The organism is Arthrobacter hankyongi, assembly GCF_022012395.1.
Classification (GTDB): domain Bacteria; phylum Actinomycetota; class Actinomycetes; order Actinomycetales; family Micrococcaceae; genus Crystallibacter; species Crystallibacter hankyongi.
In genome coordinates, this window is sequence record NZ_JAKLTQ010000034.1 from 1 (window position 1) to 19,214 (window position 19,214).

Sequence of the window (19,214 nt, forward strand, 5' to 3'; positions counted from 1 at the left end):
CACGACACAAGCCGGCGGGGCGGACCGCGTTCGCTAGGCTGGGGGGATGAGTCCTTCCCTCTTCTCCCACGCCCCCGACCTGCCGGACCGGCCTGAACCGCAGCCGCCCGTGCACTGCGAGGTCACGGTGCCGCATGCCGCGACGGAGGCGTTTGAAGGATTCACCGACCTGATCCATCTGTGGTGGCCGGTGGACTCGCACAGCGTGTACGGCGAAGGCAGCCACGTCGAATTCGAGGACCGGGTCCTGACCGAGACCTCGCCGGCGGACGAGGTCAGCATCTGGGGCGACGTGCTCGACTGGCAGCCTCCCGTCCGCCTTCGCGTGACCTGGCATCCGGGGACGACCCCGGCCACCGCCGGGACCGTCGACGTCGAGTTCGCTCCCGCTGCGGACGGCAGCACGGTGGTGCGGCTGACCCACACGGGCTGGGAGCGGGACCCGGAGGGGGCATCCCGCCGGGCCGAATATGCCGCCGGCTGGCCGCCGGTGCTGCACCGGTATGTGCGTTTCATGGGCGGGACTGCGTGATCTGTCTGCGCCGCATGACACCGCAGGACTGGCAGGTCTGGCGCGATCTGCGGCTGCTGATGCTGGCGGACTACCCGATCGCCTTCACCGAGTCGCTGGCCCAGGCCGGGCAAAACACCGACGCCCAGTGGCGGGAGTCCGCCAGCCGGTCCACCGGCAAGAACAGCGTCAGCGTGCTGGCCTCGGACCCGGCCGAGGACGGGCAGGCCGTGGGGACCATGTCCTGCTACGTCGAGGAGGACGGTACGGCCTGGCTGGCGGCCGTCTGGGTTGCGCCGGCCTACCGCGGCAGCGGGCTGGCGGCCCGGCTGCTGGCCGAAATCCTCGGCTGGGTGCGCGAGGAGTCGGGGGCCAAAATCCTGAAACTGGGCGTGCACGAGGACAACCTGCGTGCCCTTGCTTTTTACCGGCGCCATGGTTTCATTGACCGAGGCGAGCGCGAGCCCTACCTGCTCGATGCCGCGCGTCAGGAAATCATTCTGGAACTACCGACGGAGGCACTCGACGCATGACCACCATCCTCACCGCCCTGGCGTCGTTGCTCCCGGCCGGGCAGCTGGCCACGGACGAGGCCCGGCGGGCCGCGTACGCGGCGGACCAGGGCCCGGTGCTCAAGCATTTCCTGCCTGCCGCCGTCGTCTTCGCCGAGCGGGTCGAGGACGTGCAGGCGGTGCTGCGCCTGGCCTCGGAACACGGCGTGCCCGTCGTCGCCCGCGGGGCAGGCACCGGGGTGTCCGGCGGAGCCCATGCCACCGAGGGGTGCGTGGTGCTGAGCCTGGAGCGGATGAACCGGATCCTGGAGATCCACCCCGAAGACGAGGTCGCCCGGGTGGAGCCCGGCGTCGTCAACGCGGACCTGAACGCCGCGGCCGCCGAATACGGCCTGATGTATGCGCCGGATCCGGCCAGCTACCGGACGTCGACCATCGGCGGGAACATCGCCACCAACGCCGGCGGGCTGCGCTGCGCCAAGTACGGCGTGACGCGCGAGTCCGTCCTGGGCCTGGACGTTGTGCTTGCGGACGGCACCCTGATCCGCACCGGCCACCGCACCTTCAAGGGCGTGGCCGGCTACGACCTGACCGGACTCTTCGTCGGCTCCGAAGGAACCCTGGGCATCGTCGTGGGGGCCACCGTGCGGCTGCGGTACCTGCCCACCGAGGTGGAGACCATCGCCGCCTTCTTTCCCGAGTTCGCGACGGCGGCAGCCGGCGTGCTGGCCGTGGGCAAGGCACGGGTCCAGCCGGCGATCATGGAACTGCTCGACGGCAATACGCTCCTCCAGCTGGACGCGGAGCAGGGTTCGGACCTGCGCAGCCGCGGCGGGGCGCTGCTGCTGATCCAGACCGATGGTTTCGCCGCCCGCACCGAGGCGGAGATCATCCGCCGGGAGCTGGCCGCGCTCGGTGCCACGACCACCACCGAGGACTACGAGGAAGCCGTGCGCCTGGTCGAGCTGCGCCGGCACAGCCGCGGCGCGGAGGTCGACGACGACTTCCGGGTGGGGGAGGACGTGGCGGTGCCGCGGTCCCAGCTGGTCCACTACATTGCCGAGCTGCAGCGCATCGCCGCGGATCACGGCGTCGGGCTGAAGGTGGTCGCCCATGCCGGGGACGGCAACCTGCATCCGACCTTCTGGGTGGGCCCGGGCGAGGCGGCCAAGGTGCCGGCCCTGAACGCGGCGCTGGACGAATCGATCGACGTCGGACTGGCCCTGGGCGGGACCATTACCGGCGAGCACGGGATCGGCCAGTACAAGGTGCGCTGGCTGCCCCGCGAGCAGCGCGAGGAAGTGCTGGAACTGCAGCGTGGAATCAAACGACTCTTCGACCCGGCCGGCCTGCTGAACCCGGGCAAGGCGCTGCCCGAACGCATCGACGCCTGAGCGTTCAGCGGCCGCCCGACCTTCGCAGGCTCAGGCCGGGACCGGTCGGCTTCGCCCGTTCACGGCCACCCCGCACGCTTCGCGCACGGGGACCCTGGCCGTTCGCTTAGGCGCGTCCCTCGCGCCCCACCCTGCGGGCAGATGCAGCCTATGCTGAAGTATGTTCTTGCGTGAGCAGAGCGGGGCCGGAGGCTTCCGCCGTGGCCGCATGGCCGTCGCTTCGGGAACGTCCCGGTCGCTCTGGGCCGGGTTCGCGGCCTTGTTCTGGGCCGTTGGCTTCTACGGCATCGTCGACCTGCTGGCCCTGACCGGCGGCGGCATGGATGCCGTGGCGGGTCTGCAGATCAGCTGGGGCGTGCTGTTTACGCTCATCGTGGGCGGCGCCTTCGCGGCCATCGCGGCGCGGCCGCTGCACCCGTGGCCGGCCATTGTGCAGCTGTGGACGGTGGCCGCGGCGCTGCTGCTGGCCGCAGCGTTGTGTGCCAGCCTGGACCCGCTGGTGGTCGCGCTGATCCTGCTGCCGATGACGGCCATAGTGGCTGCCGGGAAGTGGGCCGGGACGCGCCCGCAGCCGGCACGGCAGGGACTGCGGACCGACGGGCGGCTGTTCCTGCTGGCCCTGGCCGGCGCGCCGGCGTGGTGGGCCTATGCCGCGGCCGCCGTTGAGAGGTCACAGGCCGCCGGGGCTGCGGAGGATTACTCCTGGGGACTGGCGCACTGGCCGCTGCAGGCGGCGCTGGGCATCTTCATGGCGCTGACCGTGCTGGTCATGGCGTTCTGGCCGCCGGGCCGGCCGCTGCACGGGACGCTGTGCTGCGCCGGCACCGTGCTGCTGGCGGCCGGATGGCTGCTGTACCCGAAGAGCGCCGGGTCGGTGGACAGCCCGGCCCTGTGCGTGCTGGCGGTGCTGTGGTCAGCGGCGGTCTTTGTCTCCCGGTTCCGCGGAACCGGCTCCGGGGAGTCCCGGGGCCGCCCGGCCGTGCCAGGCGGGCCGAAGCCGCCGGGACTGCTGGGAACCAAGTCCGGGCCCGCCCGCACGCCGGGACGAAGGCCGGTGCGGCGCCAGCCGACAGGCGGCACCGGTTCGCCGTGGCCGGACACCGAAGTGCTCTGGCCCGCGGCCGGGGCGCCTGCTGCGCAGGGGACGGACCGGGCGGAGCGGGACCGGGAAGCCGGGCCGGAGGGACCCGCTTAAGAGAACGGCCAGGGGTACCCGTGCGCGGACGCATGCGGGGTGGCCGTCAACGGGCGAGGCCGACCGGTCCGGGCGTTCCCGCGGCCCGAACCACTGACGGAACGCCCCGGTCTCAGCTTTCGCAGTCGCGGCAGTACAGTCCGTTCTTGCCTTCGCGTGCGACCTGGGAACGGTGCCGGACCAGGAAGCAGGATGCGCAGGTGAATTCGTCCTCGCGCGGCGGAATGACCTGGACCACCAGTTCCTCGCCGGACAGGTCGGCACCGGGCAGGTCGATCCCCTCGGCGGTGTCGGAGTCCTCGACGTCGATCAGCGCGGTCTGCGCCCCTCCGCGCTGCGACTTCAGCGCCTCCAGCGACTCGTGTCCCTGCTCATCGTCCTTGTTGCGCGGCGCGTCGTAATCGGTTGCCATTGGGGTCGTAAACTCCTGGTGGATCGGTGGAAATTCGCAGTATTGCAGCGCCCCATCATAGCCCACGTCCAGGCGGCCCCCGGCCCATAATCCCGGTTATCCTGCAGTGTTCTTGGGCACACCGCGGGGCGGCCGGGGCGGGGCCGGCGGGCGTAGGCTGGGGGCGTGCGAAAAGAAACCCTGTGGGAGGCGCAGAAGCGCAGGAACCCCGGCCATTCGGCCTGGTACATCAACCGTTTCGAGGCGATGCGGCGCGAGGGCCGGGACCTCGACGGCGAGGCCCGGCTGATCGACGCGATGGCCGCGCGCGGCAGCAGGATCCTGGACGCCGGCTGCGGGCCCGGCCGGGTGGGCGGGGCGCTGGCCGTGCGCGGGCACGAGGTGGTGGGCGTGGACATCGACCCGGAACTGATCGACGCCGCGCGCCGGGACCATCCGGACGTGACCTGGCTGGTCGGGGACCTGGCAGAACTGGACCTGCCGGCGCGGGGCATCGCAGGGGGCTTCGACCTGATCGTCAGCGCGGGCAACGTGCTGACCTTCCTGGCGCCGGGCACCGAGCGCGCGGTCCTGGCGGGGCTGGCCGCGCACCTGCGCCCGGACGGCCGGCTGGTGACCGGTTTCGGCGCCGACCGCGGCTACGACTTCGGCACGTTTTTGGCGGACGCCGCCGCTGCCGGGCTGGCGGTGGACCTGAAGCTGGCCACGTGGGACCTGCGCCCGTTCCACGCCGGCGCGGACTTCCTCGTGGCAGTCTTCTCCCGTTCGGCGGAAACCGGCCGATAGACGCCGAACGGGCGATCGGCCGTTCGGCGTCAGCTGCCGTCGGGCCGCGACGCCGGCGGCGTGCCGCCGGTGTCTGGCCGCGGCGGCCCGGCCGGCCGGCTGTCCTCCTGCAGCATGAAGGCCGCCTCGTCCCTGCGGTGCCGCAGGACGTTGTCGATGTAGGACTGGACGGCTTCGGCCAGCGGGACGTTGCGGTTCTGCTCCTCGGAGAGGTACCAGCGGTGCTCGAGCAGCTGGTGCACCACCTCCGCCGGCTCCAGCTTGCCCTGCAGCTCGCGCGGAATGGCGCGGACCACCGGTTCGAAGACCTGGCGGACCCACAGATGGGCGCTGAGCTCCTGGTCCAGGTCCGGGTTGTTGTCCGCACGGTAGGCGTCCATGTCGTTGAGCAGCCGCCTGGCCTGGTTCTCCTCGGCGTCCAGGCCGGTCAGCTGCAGCAGCCGGCGCTGGTGGTGCCCGGCGTCGACCACCTTGGGCTGGAGCTGGATGCTGGAGCCGTCCGCCGTGGTCTTGATGGTGAATTCCTCCACATCGAAACCGAGTTCGTTGAGCCGGCGGATGCGCGCGTTGACCCGCCAGCGTTCGCCGAGGTCGAACGATTCCTTCCCGGTCAGCTCGGCCCAGAGCTTGCGGTAGCTGTCCATGATGCGCTCGCTGGTGGCCAGCGGGTCGATCTTTTCCTCGATCAGCCCGCCTTCGTGCAGGTCCATCAGTTCCCCGGCGATGTTCACCCGGGCGATTTCCAGATCGTATTCGCGCTGGCCGTTGGACAGCTCCGGGTACAGTTCGCCGGTCTCGGCATCCACCAAGTAGGCAGCGAAGGCGCCCGCGTCGCGGCGGAAGAGGGTGTTGGACAAGGACACATCGCCCCAGTAGAAGCCGACCAGATGCAGCCGGACCAGCAGCAGGGCCTGCGCATCAATCAGCCGGGTCAGGGTGTCCCGGCGCAGGGTCTGCGAAAACAGCGCCCGGTAGGGCAGGGAGAAGCGCAGGTGCCGGGTGACCAGCACCGGGTCCAGCTCCGAACCGTCGGCGGTGCGGCGGCCGGTGAGCACTGCCAGCGGTTCCACACAGGGCACGTCCAGCCGCTGCAGCCTGCGCAGCATATGGTATTCGTGCCGGGCCACATGCTCGCTGGTCTCCTTGACCGCGATGACCGAGCCGGACAGGTGCGCGAAGCGGACGATGTGCCGGGAGAGTCCGCGCGGCAGGGCCGCGAGGTTGGCCACCGGCCAGTCCTCCAGCGCCAGGTGCCAGGGCAGGTCCAGCAGCTCCTCGTCCGTGGTGGCGGAGGTGATGTTCAGCGAGCCGATGGCTGCCGCCGGTGCCACCCCGTGGCCGCGCGGAAGCTTGCCCATCTGGCCGAAGTCGGTGGGTTCGTCGTGCCAGTGTGCGGCGGGGCCCTTCATTATTGGTTCCTATCGTAGAACGGCGACGGCTGGAGCAGTCCCAGGGACCAGACTGCCCACCCGGAGGCAACGATTGGCGGACAGGCCGGTCCGCAGCAGGGGGTCGGCCGCCCGGGGCGGCGGCGGTTCAGCCCAGGCGCCGGCGGGTGGCCGGATCGAAGAAATGCACCCGGCTTGCCGTCGGCAACAGGTGCACCGTGCTGCCGGGCTCCGGCGGCTGCCGGACATCCACCCGGGCGGTGAGCCGGACGGGCTGCCCGCCGGGCCCGGCCGGGGCGGCCTTGCCGTGCAGGTAGGCATCTGCGCCGAGTTCCTCCACCGATTCCACCTTCACGGCCAGCCCGGCCGGCTGGTCCACGGCGACCTCGAAGTCCTCGGGCCGCACCCCCAGCACCACCGAGGCCGCCGCGGCCGGGGAAGCCGCCGCGGCGGCCGGCAGCGGCAGGACCGCGCCGCCCAGCCGCACCGCGCCGTCGTCCACCGGCAGCTGGAGCAGGTTCATCGGCGGGGAGCCGATGAAGCCGGCCACGAACAGGTTCGCCGGCCGGTCGTAGAGTTCCCGCGGCGGGGCCACCTGCTGCAACACCCCGTCCCTGAGCACGGCCACCCGGTCCCCGAGGGTCATCGCCTCAACCTGGTCGTGCGTGACGTAGACGGTGGTGACCCCCAGCCGCCGGGTCAGCGAAGCGATCTGGGTGCGGGTCTGGGCCCGCAGCGCCGCATCCAGGTTGGAGAGCGGCTCGTCCATCAAAAAGACGCGCGGATGGCGCACGATCGCCCGGCCCATGGCCACCCGCTGGCGCTGCCCGCCGGAGAGGGCCTTGGGCTTGCGGTCCAGGAACTCCTCCAGCTCCAGCAGCCGGGCGGCCTCGCGCACCCGTTCGGCCAGTTCGTCCGCCGGCACACCGGCAATCTTCAGCGCGAAGCCCATGTTGTCCGCCACCGTCATGTGCGGGTAGAGCGCATAGTTCTGGAACACCATGGCCACGTCGCGGTCATTGGCCGGCGCGGTGGTCACGTCCCGGCCGTCAATGAGCACGCGGCCGGCATCCACATCCTCCAGGCCCGCGAGCATCCGCAGCGCGGTGGACTTGCCGCAGCCGGTGGGGCCGACCAGGACCAGGAACTCGCCGTCCGCAATGTCCAGCGTGAGCCCGTCCACCGCCGGGCCGGCCATGCCCGGATAGCGCCGGGTGGCGTTGTCGAAGGTTACCGTTGCCATCGTCAATTCCCTTCACGGGCAGGTACGTGCCCGACGGTCCGGGTGATCGGGAAGGATCCGGCAGCGCGGCCGGACCCGCGCCCAGTATCCCACGCGGCGGTCCGGCGGCCTCAGCGGCGCACGGCAGCGGCGCGCAGTTCGGCGAGCAGCGCGAGCACCGCGGCGAAGGCCTCCGGCGACTGAACCCGGTGCCGCGCCGCCGTTTCGCCCGGACCCACCTTGATCCCCACATCCTGGCCCCGGAGCACCCGGAAGGCATTCTCGTCCGTGACATCATCCCCGGCGAACAGCACCGCGTCGGCGCCGGTGAAGCCGCGCAGCAGTTCGAGGCCCTGGCCCTTGTCCGCGCTGATCACCGAGGTCTCCAGCACCTGTTTGCCGTCCGACAGGTGCACCCCGGGAATCTGCTCCAGCAGCGCGCGGGCCTGCGCCGTGGCCGCGGCGGCGACGTCGTCCGGCGCGGTCCGGGTGTGCAGTACCACGCCGGCCGGCTTGGCTTCCAGCACCGTGCCCGGGTGCCCGGCGACCACCCGTTCGACGACGCCGGTGGCCGCCGCCAGCGCGGCGGCCTGCCCGGCGTCCAGCGCCAGCGGAGCACTGTCCGGACCGGTGAAGACCTCCCCGCCGTGCGAGCCGATCAGCAGGGTCCGCTCATCCGGGGAGCCGACCAGCCGCAGGCTGGCCAGGGCCCGGCCGGAAATGTACGCCGTCGTCGTGCCGGGCAGCCCCGCCAGCGCCGTCACGGCGGCGGCAGCAGCGGGCAGCGGCCGCGCATCCGCGGCGTGTTCGACGATCGGCGCGAGCACGCCGTCGAAATCCAGCGCGACCAGCAGCCGGTGGGTCCCGGCCAGGACCTCGAGCGCGGCCCGCAGGCCGGGGTCGGGCAGGGCGGCGGCCTCAGCCACGTTCGGACCTCAGCGCGCGCAGGAAGGTCTGCGACCAGTGTTCGACGTCGTTCTGCAGGACCTGCCGGCGCATGGCGCGCATCCGGCGCCCGGCCTCCGCCTTGGGCATCGCGATGGCCTGCAGGATGCGCTCCTTCAGCCCGTCGATATCATGCGGGTTGACCAGGACGGCCTGGCGCAGGTGGTCCGAGGCGCCGGTGAATTCGCTCAGCACCAAGGCCCCGTCCGCACCGGTGCGCGCGGCCACGTATTCCTTGGCGACCAGGTTCATACCGTCGCGCAGGGCGGTGACCAGCATGACGTCCGCGGCCAGGTAGAGGGCGACCATTTCCTCGGTGGGGTAGCTGTGGTGCAGGTATCGGACGGCGGTGCTGCCCATGGTGTCGAAGGTGCCGTTGATCCGCCCGACCGCGGCCTCGATCTCGTCGCGCAGCAGGCGGTAGGACTCCACGCGCTCGCGGCTGGGGCTGGCGACCTGGATCAGCACTGCGTCCTCGACCTGCAGCTTGCCGTCGTCGAGCAGTTCGCCGTAGGCCTTGATCCGGTGTCCGATGCCCTTGGTGTAGTCCAGCCGGTCCACGCCGAGCAGGATCTTGCGGTTGCCCACCTCGTCGCGGATCTGGCGGGACCGCTCGAGCACGTCCGGCCGCCGGGCCAGCTCGTCGATGCGGGCCACGTCGATGGAGATCGGGAAGGTGTCCGCCCGGCACTCCCGCCGGACGCCGTCCTCCCGCAGCTCCACATGCTGCTGCCGCGTGTTGTTTCCGGTGAAGCGGCGGACGGCCCGCAGGAAGTTGCCGGTGTCGCTGGCGCGCTGGAAGCCGACCAGGTCCGCGCCCAGCAGACCCTCGACCACCTGGCGCCGCCACGGCAGCTGGGCAAAGATCTCCACCGGCGGGAACGGAATGTGGTTGAAGAAGCCGATCAGCAGGTCCGGGCGCATCTGGCGCAGCAGCCGGGGCACCAGCTGCAGCTGGTAGTCCTGCACCCAGACCGTGGCCCCCTGGGCGGCGATCCCGGCGGTGGCCTCGGCGAAGCGCCGGTTGACGGCCTGGTAGGAGTCCCACCAGGTGCGGTGGAATTCCGGCGGGGCGATCACGTCATGGTAGAGCGGCCACAGGGTCGCGTTGGAGAAGCCCTCGTAGTAGAACTCGACTTCCTCCTCGCTCAGCGGCACCGGCACCAGGAAAGTGTCCTCGTGCTCGAACGGCTCCACGTTCTCGTCCGGGGCCCCGTGCCATCCCACCCAGGCACCGTCCGAACTGCTCATGACCGGCGCCAGCGCCGTCACCAGCCCCCCGGGCGAGCGGCGCCAGCCCTCGCCGTCGTCGTCGTCCGCTACCCGGTCCACCGGCAACCGGTTCGAGACCACGATGAAGTCGTAATTCCCATAGCCGCCGTCGTCCATGTGACCTCCAGAACATTGTTAAGGACTTTTTATGACTCTATAAGGAAAAGGAAACAAAGCGGGCGACCGGGACGTTCTTAGCCTTGGAAGGGCCCGGGGCCGACGTCTGTCGGTGCCGGGCTTCGCCTAACGTCGATCGGCCTCCCGCAGCTCGCAAGCTCGCCGCGGGACCCTCGACCGATAACGTTCATCGGTCTCCCGCAGCTCGCAAGCTCGCCGCGGGACCCTCGACCGATAAACTGAAATCCATCCGCGCCCTGCCGGGCCGGCACCAGCATGAAAGACAAGAGGACCAATGGCACAGAACGCCCCCAGGCCTACGAAAGCGGAGCGCACCGCCACCGCCCGAGAGAAGGCGCGGCAGATCCGCGAACAGCAGCAGCGCCGCGAGAAGCGGAATTCGCTGCTGCTGCGCTGGGGCATCGTGGGGGCCGTGGTCGCCATCATTGTGATTGTCGCCCTGGTGGTCATCTCGAACAACCGCGGCAACATCCCCGACGCCGGGCCGGCCCCGCAGCACGGCAATGTCAACGGCGGCTTCGTTCTGGCCAAGGCAGGCCTGCAGGCTACCGATTCCCACACGGTGGATGTGGCCAAGATCCCCGCCCCGGCCTCGACCGGCACGGACGGCAGCATCGTGCCGGCCGGCGTCGCAGCTGCGGCCAAGGGCCAGCCGGCGCAGATCGTGGTGTACGCGGACATGGGCTGCCCGATCTGTAAGCAGTTCGAGGCGCAGTACTCGGACTACCTGCAGGGCCTGGTCAAGGAGGGCAAGGCGACCGTCGAATACCGGCTGGCCACCTTCCTGGACCGCGTCTCCACCACCAACTACTCCTCCCGCGCGGCCAACGCGGTGGCCTGCGTGGCGGACGAGAAGCCCGCGGCCTTCAACACCTACCTGACCGAACTGTTCGCCCAGCAGCCCGCCGAGGGCGGCGCGGGCCTGGACAATGCCACCCTGGCCCGGATCGCCGAATCGGCGGGCGCACCCGGTGTGTCCTCCTGCATCGACAACGGCGAGTTCCGGCCCTGGGCGAAGTTCACCAACGAGACCTTCAACGAGTACAAGGTGGGTGGAACCCCGACCGTCTACGTGCAGGGCAAGAAGTGGGACGGCGCCACGCAGCCTGACTTCCAGGCCTACACCGACGCCGCGATCAAGGGCTGATTGCCGCTTAGGCCGCGGACGGCCGGCGGCCGGGGGACCAGGCAAAGTTTTCCTGATCCCCCGGCCGTCGGTTAGTCTTTTGTAGCCGGGAATGTTGGCTCCCGGCCGCGCCTCCTTAGCTCAGTTGGCCAGAGCACCTGTCTTGTAAACAGGGGGTCGCCGGTTCGAATCCGGCAGGGGGCTCCGATACACCCCGCGTCCATCAGGTCTGGCACGCGGGGTTTTCCTGTCCCTCGCTGATCTGCGTGGTGCGAACAGGGCCCGCCCGGATTCCCGGCCGGCCCGTTCGTTGACAGCGGAGATAAGCTGTATTTGTGGCCGGCCGGCTCGTGCGGAATCTGCGCATGGGTGCGGGGACCGGCGGGTGGGGAACCGGAAGCCGCCGCACTCATGGCGTACTGGCCTGCGGCCACAGGGCAGCCGGTAGCGGTGGCCGCGATGGATGATTCCGACGGTGGCCGGGCCGCCGGCGGGATCGCCTCGGAGCCGCACCGGCAGCAACCACCCTTCGACGTCGTCCGGCTCTCCGCCGTGCTGCGGCAGGCGCTGCCCGGCACCCCCGCGGGTCCGCCGCCCGCGCTCCCGTCCGTCCGGCCCGGTGTGCTGCCCGTACCGCGGAACCTTGAGCGGACGCGCACCGCCGTTCCCCGGCCGCCGAAGGCGGAGGAATACGGGCCGTTCCCGGTGGACATGCCGGTGCTGAAGGACTTCCGTACCAACTGGGTACTGTCGCTGTTCCTGGGCATGCTGGGGGTCGACCGGTTCCACCGCGGCCGGCCCGTCACCGGGACCCTGAAGCTGCTCACCCTGGGCGGTGCCGGCTTGTGGTGGGCCGGCGACCTGCTCGCGGTCGCCACCGGATATGCCGTCGACGGCGGCGGGCATCCGATGAAGGGGCGGCGCAGCCACCGGCTGCTGGCCGTGGTGGTGTCCCTGGCGGTGATCCTGGGGGCCGGTGCCGCAGCCGTGACCGCGGTGGCGCCTCTTGCCCGGCCGCTGGCGGTCGGCGCCGGACGGACCACACTATCCGTGCTGACCGCCCTGTTCCCGGCCCCGCAGCGGGTCTGGGTCTGGGAAGAAGCCGCGACGCTCTCGCGGAACGGCGACGGTCCGTCCACAGCATTCCTGGTTACGGGGGATACGCTGCGGATCAGCTACACCCTCAATGCTGCCGGATTCCTCTACCTGCTGCCGGCCGGAGCCAACGAGCTGCCGCACTTTACCCCACCGGTGATCGCCGCGATGAAACCGGAGACAGGCGAGGTGACCGTGGCCGCGGTACCGGGCACGTACCGGCTCTACGCGCAGTCCTCCGGCCGGTGGACGGCACGGGTGGCCGAACAGGTGCTGCGCCAGCCGTAATCCCACCGGGCCCGGATCCTTAGAGCGTCACGCCGTCCGGCAGGTCGGCCTCCTCGAACTTCTGCCGTTCACACTCAGTCCGCAGGTTCGGGTAGGTGGCCGCAATGAGATCCAGGATGCGGTTGCGCACCACCAGGTAGGCCTCGCCTACGCCGATGACTCCCTTGAACGCCCGCAGCTCGGTCTCGTAGGAGGTCTGCTGGTGCCGCAGGTAGTTCACGGTCAGCCGGTCCAGCCGGTGCTGGACGGTCCGCGGGCCGGCCGGCGACTGCCCGCGCCTGAGCCGGCGGTTGAAGTGCTCGATGGCCTGCTGCTGCACCACCGGCCACGGTTCGGGGTTGATCCGCAGCGGCAGCGCCTCGGCGACCGCGACCGCCTCCTTCTTCTTTGCCAGGGCACGCTCCCGGGCCGCGAGCTGCCGGGTCCGCGAGGCTTCCCGGGCCTTCCGGTACTCCTCGGACGCCTCGATTTCCAGTACGCGCGCCAGGGCGTAGAGCTTCATCGGGGCGGCTTTGCGGGAAAACGGGTTGCGGGCCAGCTGGTCCGGCTCGGGCAGGAAGGTCTTGATCTGGGTGTCGGTCCAGCCCCGGTCCTTCTTCAGGTCGCCGGCAATGAGCATGCCTTCGCTGCCGGCGGGTTTGGGGCGGGGCGGGTGGTGCTTACCTCGGGCCAAGGGGTGTTTCCTCCATGCTGTGCTGTTACCCGCTCGATTTTAGTGGCCGTCGAGCTGCCCGGCTGCCGATGCGCGCGGCGCGCCCGGGCAGCTCCCCTGGCCGCGCATGCGGCGGCGGTGTGCCTAGTCTGGTCAGGAATTCACTGCACATCTTGGGGGAACCATGACTGCTCAACACCACCCGTCCCGAACCCGGACGTTAACCTCGCTGGCCGCCGCCGCGCTCGCCGTCGTCGTGCTGTCCGCCTGCGGCTCGGAAGCCGCGACCGGAACGGTCGGCAGCGCTCCGCCGGCAGCCGTGGCTGCGCAGACGTCCGGACCGGCCCAGACCCCCCGGCCGCAGGCCCCGACAGCCGCCGCGAGCCCCGTCAAGGTCCCCAAAACCACAAAACCGTCTCCCGCGCCCGCCGCGACGAAGGCCGGCACCGCCCTGGCCCAGCTGGCCACCATTGCGATCAAGGGCCGGGCTCCGAAGACCGGATACTCCCGCGACCAGTTCGGCCATGGCTGGCAGGACCCGGACCGCAACGGCTGCGATGCCCGCAACGACATCCTCGCCCGCGACCTGACGGACGAGACCTTCCGGCCGGGCACCAACAACTGCATCGTCATCTCCGGCACCCTGGCCGAGCCGTACACCGGCACGGTCATCAACTTCGTCCGCGGCTACGCCACCAGCACCCAGGTCCAGATCGACCACGTGGTGGCCCTGGCCGACGCGTGGCAGAAGGGCGCCCAGCGGCTGGCTCCGAACCAGCGCCAGGCGTTTGCCAACGACCCGCTGAACCTGATGGCCGCGGATGGGCCGGCCAACCAGGCCAAATCCGCCTCCGACGCCGCCAGCTGGCTGCCGCCGAACAAGGCGTTCCGCTGCGAGTACGTGGCCCTGCAGACTGCGGTCAAGGCCAAGTACAAGCTGTGGATGACTCAGTCGGAACACGACGCGATCGCCCGGGTGCTCGCCTCCTGCCCGGACCAGCCGGTCCCGGACGACGACGGCGGGGTGTCCGTGCCCGTGGCCGTGAAGCAGGCACCGAAGCCCAAGGCGGCACCGGAGAAGGCGCCTGCCGCACCGCGGCCAGCCACCGAGGGCGGCGTCTTCTACCAGAACTGCACCGCGGTCCGGGCCGCCGGCGCGGCGCCGATCCGGGCCGGCGATCCGGGCTGGGAGACCAAGTTCGACCGGGACGGCGACGGGGTGGGCTGCGAAGGCTAGGCCGTGCGGGGGCGGCGTGGCGAGACAGGGGTGGGTTCCGACAGATCCGTTTCGGCAGGTTCGTTCTGACAGAGGGGTTCAGGGCAGGGGAGGCGGTTTTCGGCTGCACCATCGCTGCTGGTTTCGGAATGCTTGCGCTGGGCGGCTGCGGCCAGGTAGTCACGTTCGGCCCGGCGGGACCTTTCGGCGCCCATGACGAAGACGATGATCGTCAGCACGGCGAGGATCCAGCCGACAGCCAGGAGCAGGATGAGGAGCACGGTAGGCATCGGGATCTCTCTGTTCAGCGGTAGCGGACCCATCCTAGGCGTGGCAGCTGCAACGGTGTGCTGGCCGCGCCGGAGGCGGCTGCGGTGCCGCAAAAGTCCGGTGCCCTGTCCGAGTGCACGGTGCACGTGGACAGGGCGTCCGCTCCGCAGGCCTAGTCTTCCGGAACCGATTCGCAGGTCGGCCCCGGGTTCTTGCCCTGCCGCCGGACCACGTGCTTGACGCCGTGGTGGCGGGCCGCCAAGCGTCCAAGCTCGATGGCGACGTCCCTCGACCCGCAGGTGGAGATGACCTTGTCCTGGCCCTTGATGCGGTTCAGCCAGTGGCCGGCTTCCCAATAGGTTTCGATGCTTTCGGCAGGCATAGGGAACCTTCTTTCCCGTCGGGGGAATGCGTATCCGCCACGCTACCCGGAAGCGATGGCGGGGGGAAGGCTGCGGCGGCTGCCGGACCGGGCGGCCGGTGCACTCGACGGGCGGGGAGGCCAGTAGGACCATTAAAGGACAGCCACCAGAAGGAGGTCGGTGATGTGCTATTCCTCGTATAGGGATTTCGGCCGCGGCGTCCAGAAGGACGTTGGGAAGGAAACTGCCCGCAAGCCCGAAGCCCATCCGACACCGAAGCCTGAGGAACACCCGGAGCCGCGGGTCCAGGCCGAAGCGTCCCGGCTGCGGGACTTCATCAATCGCCGCAAGGTCCACAAGGCCGTACCGGCCACGGACCGCATGCACGAGAAGGTCTAGCAGTACCCAAGGCAGGCCCCGCCAGCGCGGGGCCTGCTGCTGTGTGAGAAGGCTCTCATTAATCCGCTCCGGCATCCGGAACGGCCCGCAGTCAGCTATCGTTACCTATTCGTAATATTGCCTGACTCGTGACTGGATTGTACAGATGCCTGAAGACGCCGAAGACAGACCGAAACCGTTACTTGGACTCAGCGGCACCCAGACGATCGGCTCGGCCCTGGCCGCAGTGACCTCCGCCGTCGTGGGGTCCTTCCTGGGTGTGGCCGGAACCCTGATCGGCGCCGCGCTTGGCTCGATCATCGCCACGGTGGCAGCGGCGGTCTATTCCCGCACGCTGAGCAAGGCCGCCAGGGTGGCCCGAAGCACCATGCCGCTGCGGCGCCGGCGGAACCTGCCCGAGCGGGACCGCGAGCTGCTGGCGGCCAACGATGCCCAGGCGGCGGAATCCTGGAGCCAGCGCCTGCGCCGGCAGTTCACACCCAAGACCTGGATCAAGCTTGCCGCCGTCAGCGCCGGCATCTTTGTCGTGGCCATGGTGGGCATCACGGCGGTCGAGTTCGGCACCAAGGCGCCGATTTCCACCTTGGTCTCGTCGACAACGGGCATTGACAGCCCGGCGGCGAAGCACGAAACCACCCTGGGCAACATCATTGGCGGCACGGAGCGGGTGTCCCAGAAGACGCAGACCACCGACCCGGCGGACGATAAAACCCCGACCGATGACCAGTCGCCGGGGCAGGACACGGAGGGCAATACCGACGGCGGCACCGCCGGCGACGGGACCACCGGAAGTGGCGGCGCGGCTGATGGGACCACCGGAAGTGGCGGCGCGGCCGACGGCAGCACCGGTGATGGCGGCTCGACCGCGCCCGCGGACCCGGGCACGGGCGGCGCAGACGGTGGCGCGGCGACCGAGCCCGCCCCCGAGGACGGGACGGCTGCGCCGGCAGAGCCTGTGGATCCTGTCCCGGCTGATCCCGGGAACCAGCCGGGCCAAGGCGGCGGCGCCGGACAGTAGCCGGTACCGGATCACGCGCAGGCCAGGGGCCGCCCCACTCCAGGGGCGGTCCCTGGCCTTAATCTTGGTCGATGCGCTTGAGCAGCTCGCCCAAGGCGTCGCGGATGTCGTCGTAGTCATACTGGCCGGCCCGGCTTTCGCCGGAAATCACCGCGCAGCGGTGTACCTTCCCCAAATCGCTGTACGGGAACTTGTAGTGGGCCTTGCTGGTCTCGGGGTGCTCGTCGTCGACGCCGAGGAACCATTTGGCATAGCCGCCGGGTCCGTCCTTCTCCAGTGCCTTGTTCAGTTCTTCGGTGGACGGGGCATGCTCGCTCCAGTCGTCGCGGCTGTCGCGCACCACCTTGCCCTCGCGGATGAGCGCCTTGGCGTGCTCGTAGCCCTTCCGGTTCAGTTTTACCGCCATTGTCCTTTCCTCGCGTTCCTGTTTGGAGGATGGGCCGTCCGCTGGTGACTGCCGCCTCCTGCTGGAAATATGGGCAAGACTGCAAACTAGCGGGGGCCGGTGCAGGAAGCAAGCAGCGGCGGCCGCGGTCCTTGCCGCACACACCGGCGGGTGTCTAGGGTGAAGCTGGTAAGCAGCCTGATCGTTCCATGGCGGAAGGCAAGGACCATGAACAGCGACCGATCCGGACAGGACCCGGCGGGCAGCGCCGGGCGCGCAGACGATGCCGGCCGGGTCCGGCCGGACAACGACGACGAGGACCGCACGTCCGCGGACAAGGCAGCCTCGGCGAATCCGGACCCAGTGGAGCAGAAGATCACCGGCCTGGAACCCGGCGGCGGCGTTCCCCCGGGCGAGACCCCGCCGGCCGAAGACCAGATGAGTGCCGACCAGGGGCACGACGAATAGCTGCAGGCCGAGGGCCCAGCCTAAGAGAACGGCCAGGGGTCCCCGTCCGCGAAGCGTGCGGGGTGGCCGTGAACGGGCGCAGCCGACACTGCGGGAGTGCCCCGCAAGAGCGGGGCGCGAGGGCCCCGCCTAAGAGAACGGCCAGGGGTCCCCGTGCGCGAAGCGTGCGGGGTGTCCGTGAACGGGCGCAGCCGGCACTGCGGGAGTGCCCCGCTCGCTAGCTGCCTGCGTGGATCCCGTCCACTGTGGCAGCGACGGTCTGCAGATGCGCCCAGCCGCGCCCGGCGGCGCGTGCGGTCGGCGCGTCCACGTCGGCGCCCTTGGCCCGGAGGATGGCCAGCAGCGTTGCGTCCGTGATGTCGCGGCGGATCTCCTGCAGCCAGATCCCGCGCAGCCGCGCCGGGACGGGCAGCCGGAGCCGTTCGGTGACCATGCCGCCAAGCAGGTAGGCCAGGCCGCAGACTGCCAGCCCGGCGATTAGCAGGGCCAGCACGTCCCCGTGCGTGGCCACGGCAACGAACCCTGCCGCCCCGGTGAGCGCGAGCACGAGCACCGCACGTTGCAGGGCGGCAGCGCCGTACCGTCCATCCGCTTTTCGCCGGCCGACCGCCGGGGCGAGAAATGCGCCGTGGTTGGCCCGGGCCCGGCGCAGCCAAGCCGTCCGGCCGCCAAGTTCGGCCTTGACCAAGCTTTCGGCCTCCGCCAATTCCGCGGCGTGCCGGGCCCGCAGCGTGGCCAGCAGGGGATCGTCCTGGTCCGCCCAGCTGCGGGTGAGGCGGGAGTCGACGGCGGCGGCCAGATGGTGCAGCCCCAGGCGGGCGGCGTCACGGGCAATCAGGCGCGGATCGGCGGGCCGTGCCTTGATGACGGGCGGCTCGGCGCCGTCTCTGCGGACGCCATAGCGGGGCGAGCCGTCGGCCAACAGGTATTCGGGGGAGATGCTCACAGGGGTTCCCTCAGCGTGATTTGATCGAACGTACGGTGGTGCTCCGGTGACCAAGGCAGTTGAGGGCAGGTGCGGACCCGCTGGCTCGTCAAGGGGGCAGGGTGTGCCAACGACCTCCCCATCGGGCCGAGGCACCATACGATTTGACCACGACGCCGGTGCCCGGCAAAAACGGATGTCGATTGCGACGGGACCCCGGGGCCGGTGCGCAGGTACCCTTCCGTGTGTTCCCAGTGCAGCGTTTTCGGTCTAGACTCCGATCAAGGCGCCCACTGCCGCCCCTGAACGGCGGATCACGCGGTGGTTCCTTCCACCGCCGGGCCTAGGGGCGCCAACGGAGGGTTCTCTGTCATGGGCAAGAACAAAAACAAGGCCGGGCACGACAAGGGCGAAACGGCCGAAACCCCCGTCATGAAGCGGCGCGAATTCGAGAAGCTGATCAAGCCCCTGCATGGCGAACTGGTGGCCGTACAGGAGTGGGCCAAATCAACCGGGGCCAAAATCGTCATCGTTTTCGAAGGCCGGGACACGGCGGGCAAAGGCGGGGTGATCAAGGCGATCACCGAACGGGTCAGTCCGCGGGTCTTCCGGGTGGTGGCCTTGCCGACGCCGACCCCGCGCGAGAAATCGCAGATGTACGTCCAGCGGTATGTTTCACACTTCCCGGCGGCGGGCGAGATCGTCATCTTCGACCGGAGCTGGTACAACCGGGCCGGGGTGGAGCGGGTGATGGGCTTCTGCACCGAGGAAGAGTCGAAGAAATTCCTCGAGATCGTTCCGACCTTCGAGCGGGCCATGGTGGAATCGGGGATCCTCCTGCTGAAGTACTGGCTGGAGGTTTCCGCCGAGCAGCAGACCTTGCGGCTGCAGAGCCGGATCGAGGACCCGCGCAAGTACTGGAAGCTCTCGGCCATGGACCTGAAGTCCTACAGCCGCTGGTATGACTACTCACGGGCCAGGGACGACATGTTCCGGAGCACCGACACCGCGTGGGCGCCCTGGTTCGTCGCCGATACCAACGACAAAAAACGCGGGCGGCTCAACATCATCACCCACATGCTGGACCAGATTCCTTATGAGCCGCTCGAGAGTCCGGATATCGAGCTGCCCAAGCGGCAGGCCCCGGACGGCTACGAGGAGCCGGCGTATTCCCCCCGCGAGGTCCCCGCCGCCTACTGACCACCGCTTTCGTGCCGGCGCCCAACCGGGCGGAT

The 19,214-nt window shown here is 70.1% G+C and carries 22 protein-coding genes and 1 tRNA gene; 13 read left to right on the top strand and 10 right to left on the bottom strand.

The window, feature by feature from the left end:
• The first annotated feature begins 46 nt into the window (after positions 1 to 46).
• From LVY72_RS23565 to LVY72_RS23580, 4 genes are all read left to right on the top strand, one after another.
• Positions 47 to 532 (top strand): SRPBCC domain-containing protein, encoded by a 486-nt coding sequence (locus tag LVY72_RS23565; RefSeq protein WP_237827330.1) that lies wholly within the window; start codon positions 47 to 49, stop codon positions 530 to 532.
• A 14-nt stretch (positions 533 to 546) separates the two neighbouring features.
• Positions 547 to 1,044, top strand: coding sequence for a GNAT family N-acetyltransferase (locus tag LVY72_RS23570; protein ID WP_237827331.1), 498 nt, complete (start codon positions 547 to 549; stop codon positions 1,042 to 1,044).
• Positions 1,041 to 2,417 (top strand): FAD-binding oxidoreductase, encoded by a 1,377-nt coding sequence (locus tag LVY72_RS23575; RefSeq protein ID WP_237827332.1) that lies wholly within the window; start codon positions 1,041 to 1,043, stop codon positions 2,415 to 2,417. Before LVY72_RS23570 ends, LVY72_RS23575 begins: the two co-directional genes overlap by 4 nt.
• 166 nt (positions 2,418 to 2,583) lie before the next feature.
• On the top strand, positions 2,584 to 3,612 hold the full coding sequence (locus LVY72_RS23580; RefSeq protein WP_237827334.1) for a hypothetical protein: 1,029 nt from the start codon (positions 2,584 to 2,586) through the stop codon (positions 3,610 to 3,612).
• Positions 3,613 to 3,724: 112 nt separating this feature from the next.
• Here the strand turns inward: LVY72_RS23580 and LVY72_RS23585 are convergent, their stop codons facing one another.
• On the bottom strand, positions 3,725 to 4,024 hold the full coding sequence (locus LVY72_RS23585) for a DUF4193 domain-containing protein (RefSeq protein WP_237827336.1): 300 nt from the start codon (positions 4,022 to 4,024) through the stop codon (positions 3,725 to 3,727).
• 165 nt (positions 4,025 to 4,189) lie between these two features.
• On the opposite strand from LVY72_RS23585, the gene LVY72_RS23590 reads away from it, so the two are divergent.
• Positions 4,190 to 4,810 (top strand): class I SAM-dependent methyltransferase, encoded by a 621-nt coding sequence (locus LVY72_RS23590; protein ID WP_237827338.1) that lies wholly within the window; start codon positions 4,190 to 4,192, stop codon positions 4,808 to 4,810.
• Positions 4,811 to 4,839: 29 nt separating this feature from the next.
• Here LVY72_RS23590 and LVY72_RS23595 read toward each other — a convergent pair whose 3' ends face one another.
• The 4 genes from LVY72_RS23595 to LVY72_RS23610 form a co-directional block, all read right to left on the bottom strand.
• Entirely contained in the window at positions 4,840 to 6,219 is a 1,380-nt protein-coding gene (locus LVY72_RS23595; RefSeq protein ID WP_237827340.1) for a DUF4032 domain-containing protein, read from the bottom strand.
• A 127-nt stretch (positions 6,220 to 6,346) separates the two neighbouring features.
• The gene (locus tag LVY72_RS23600) at positions 6,347 to 7,441 is read right to left on the bottom strand and encodes an ABC transporter ATP-binding protein (protein ID WP_237827341.1); all 1,095 of its coding nucleotides are present in this window, start codon (positions 7,439 to 7,441) and stop codon (positions 6,347 to 6,349) included.
• Positions 7,442 to 7,551: 110 nt separating this feature from the next.
• The gene (otsB, locus tag LVY72_RS23605; protein ID WP_237827342.1) at positions 7,552 to 8,346 is read right to left on the bottom strand and encodes a trehalose-phosphatase; all 795 of its coding nucleotides are present in this window, start codon (positions 8,344 to 8,346) and stop codon (positions 7,552 to 7,554) included.
• Entirely contained in the window at positions 8,339 to 9,754 is a 1,416-nt protein-coding gene (locus tag LVY72_RS23610) for an alpha,alpha-trehalose-phosphate synthase (UDP-forming) (protein WP_237827343.1), read from the bottom strand. Before LVY72_RS23610 ends, otsB begins: the two co-directional genes overlap by 8 nt.
• A 295-nt stretch (positions 9,755 to 10,049) precedes the next feature.
• Here LVY72_RS23610 and LVY72_RS23615 point away from each other — a divergent pair, with 295 nt between their 5' ends.
• The 3 genes from LVY72_RS23615 to LVY72_RS23625 all read left to right on the top strand — a co-directional run bounded on the left by LVY72_RS23615 (position 10,050) and on the right by LVY72_RS23625 (position 12,284).
• A complete protein-coding gene (locus tag LVY72_RS23615; RefSeq protein ID WP_237827344.1) occupies positions 10,050 to 10,922 on the top strand; it encodes a DsbA family protein in 873 nt (290 codons plus the stop codon).
• Between the two features lie 109 nt (positions 10,923 to 11,031).
• Positions 11,032 to 11,105, top strand: a tRNA-Thr gene (locus LVY72_RS23620).
• Positions 11,106 to 11,360: 255 nt separating this feature from the next.
• Complete coding sequence (locus LVY72_RS23625; RefSeq protein WP_237827345.1) at positions 11,361 to 12,284, top strand: TM2 domain-containing protein; 924 nt, start codon at positions 11,361 to 11,363, stop codon at positions 12,282 to 12,284.
• 19 nt (positions 12,285 to 12,303) lie between these two features.
• Here the strand turns inward: LVY72_RS23625 and LVY72_RS23630 are convergent, their stop codons facing one another.
• A complete protein-coding gene (locus tag LVY72_RS23630) occupies positions 12,304 to 12,957 on the bottom strand; it encodes a hypothetical protein (protein WP_237827346.1) in 654 nt (217 codons plus the stop codon).
• A gap of 163 nt (positions 12,958 to 13,120) precedes the next feature.
• Here LVY72_RS23630 and LVY72_RS23635 point away from each other — a divergent pair, with 163 nt between their 5' ends.
• Positions 13,121 to 14,173: a GmrSD restriction endonuclease domain-containing protein gene (locus tag LVY72_RS23635; protein WP_237827347.1), complete on the top strand. Its 1,053-nt coding sequence runs from the start codon at positions 13,121 to 13,123 to the stop codon at positions 14,171 to 14,173.
• On the opposite strand, the gene LVY72_RS23640 is transcribed toward LVY72_RS23635, so the two are convergent.
• Together LVY72_RS23640 and LVY72_RS23645 are read right to left on the bottom strand one after the other, a co-directional pair.
• Positions 14,170 to 14,442, bottom strand: a complete 273-nt coding sequence (locus LVY72_RS23640; RefSeq protein ID WP_237827348.1) for a hypothetical protein — start codon at positions 14,440 to 14,442, stop codon at positions 14,170 to 14,172. The genes LVY72_RS23635 and LVY72_RS23640 overlap by 4 nt on opposite strands.
• Before the next feature lie 152 nt (positions 14,443 to 14,594).
• Positions 14,595 to 14,804 (bottom strand): DUF2188 domain-containing protein, encoded by a 210-nt coding sequence (locus LVY72_RS23645; protein WP_237827350.1) that lies wholly within the window; start codon positions 14,802 to 14,804, stop codon positions 14,595 to 14,597.
• A 163-nt stretch (positions 14,805 to 14,967) separates the two neighbouring features.
• On the opposite strand from LVY72_RS23645, the gene LVY72_RS23650 reads away from it, so the two are divergent.
• Positions 14,968 to 15,183 carry a hypothetical protein gene (locus tag LVY72_RS23650; RefSeq protein ID WP_237827352.1) on the top strand — a complete coding sequence of 72 codons (216 nt, stop codon included), beginning with the start codon at positions 14,968 to 14,970 and terminating at the stop codon, positions 15,181 to 15,183.
• Positions 15,184 to 15,328: 145 nt separating this feature from the next.
• Complete coding sequence (locus LVY72_RS23655) at positions 15,329 to 16,201, top strand: hypothetical protein (protein WP_237827353.1); 873 nt, start codon at positions 15,329 to 15,331, stop codon at positions 16,199 to 16,201.
• 58 nt (positions 16,202 to 16,259) lie between these two features.
• On the opposite strand, the gene LVY72_RS23660 is transcribed toward LVY72_RS23655, so the two are convergent.
• Positions 16,260 to 16,607, bottom strand: a complete 348-nt coding sequence (locus LVY72_RS23660) for a hypothetical protein (RefSeq protein WP_237827354.1) — start codon at positions 16,605 to 16,607, stop codon at positions 16,260 to 16,262.
• 207 nt (positions 16,608 to 16,814) lie between these two features.
• Between LVY72_RS23660 and LVY72_RS23665 the strand changes: the two genes are divergently transcribed.
• On the top strand, positions 16,815 to 17,054 hold the full coding sequence (locus LVY72_RS23665; protein WP_237827355.1) for a DUF6480 family protein: 240 nt from the start codon (positions 16,815 to 16,817) through the stop codon (positions 17,052 to 17,054).
• Between the two features lie 217 nt (positions 17,055 to 17,271).
• On the opposite strand, the gene LVY72_RS23670 is transcribed toward LVY72_RS23665, so the two are convergent.
• Complete coding sequence (locus tag LVY72_RS23670) at positions 17,272 to 18,000, bottom strand: hypothetical protein (protein WP_237827356.1); 729 nt, start codon at positions 17,998 to 18,000, stop codon at positions 17,272 to 17,274.
• A 351-nt stretch (positions 18,001 to 18,351) separates the two neighbouring features.
• Here LVY72_RS23670 and ppk2 point away from each other — a divergent pair, with 351 nt between their 5' ends.
• Positions 18,352 to 19,179 carry a polyphosphate kinase 2 gene (ppk2, locus tag LVY72_RS23675; RefSeq protein ID WP_237827357.1) on the top strand — a complete coding sequence of 276 codons (828 nt, stop codon included), beginning with the start codon at positions 18,352 to 18,354 and terminating at the stop codon, positions 19,177 to 19,179.
• The last annotated feature ends 35 nt before the right edge of the window (positions 19,180 to 19,214 follow it).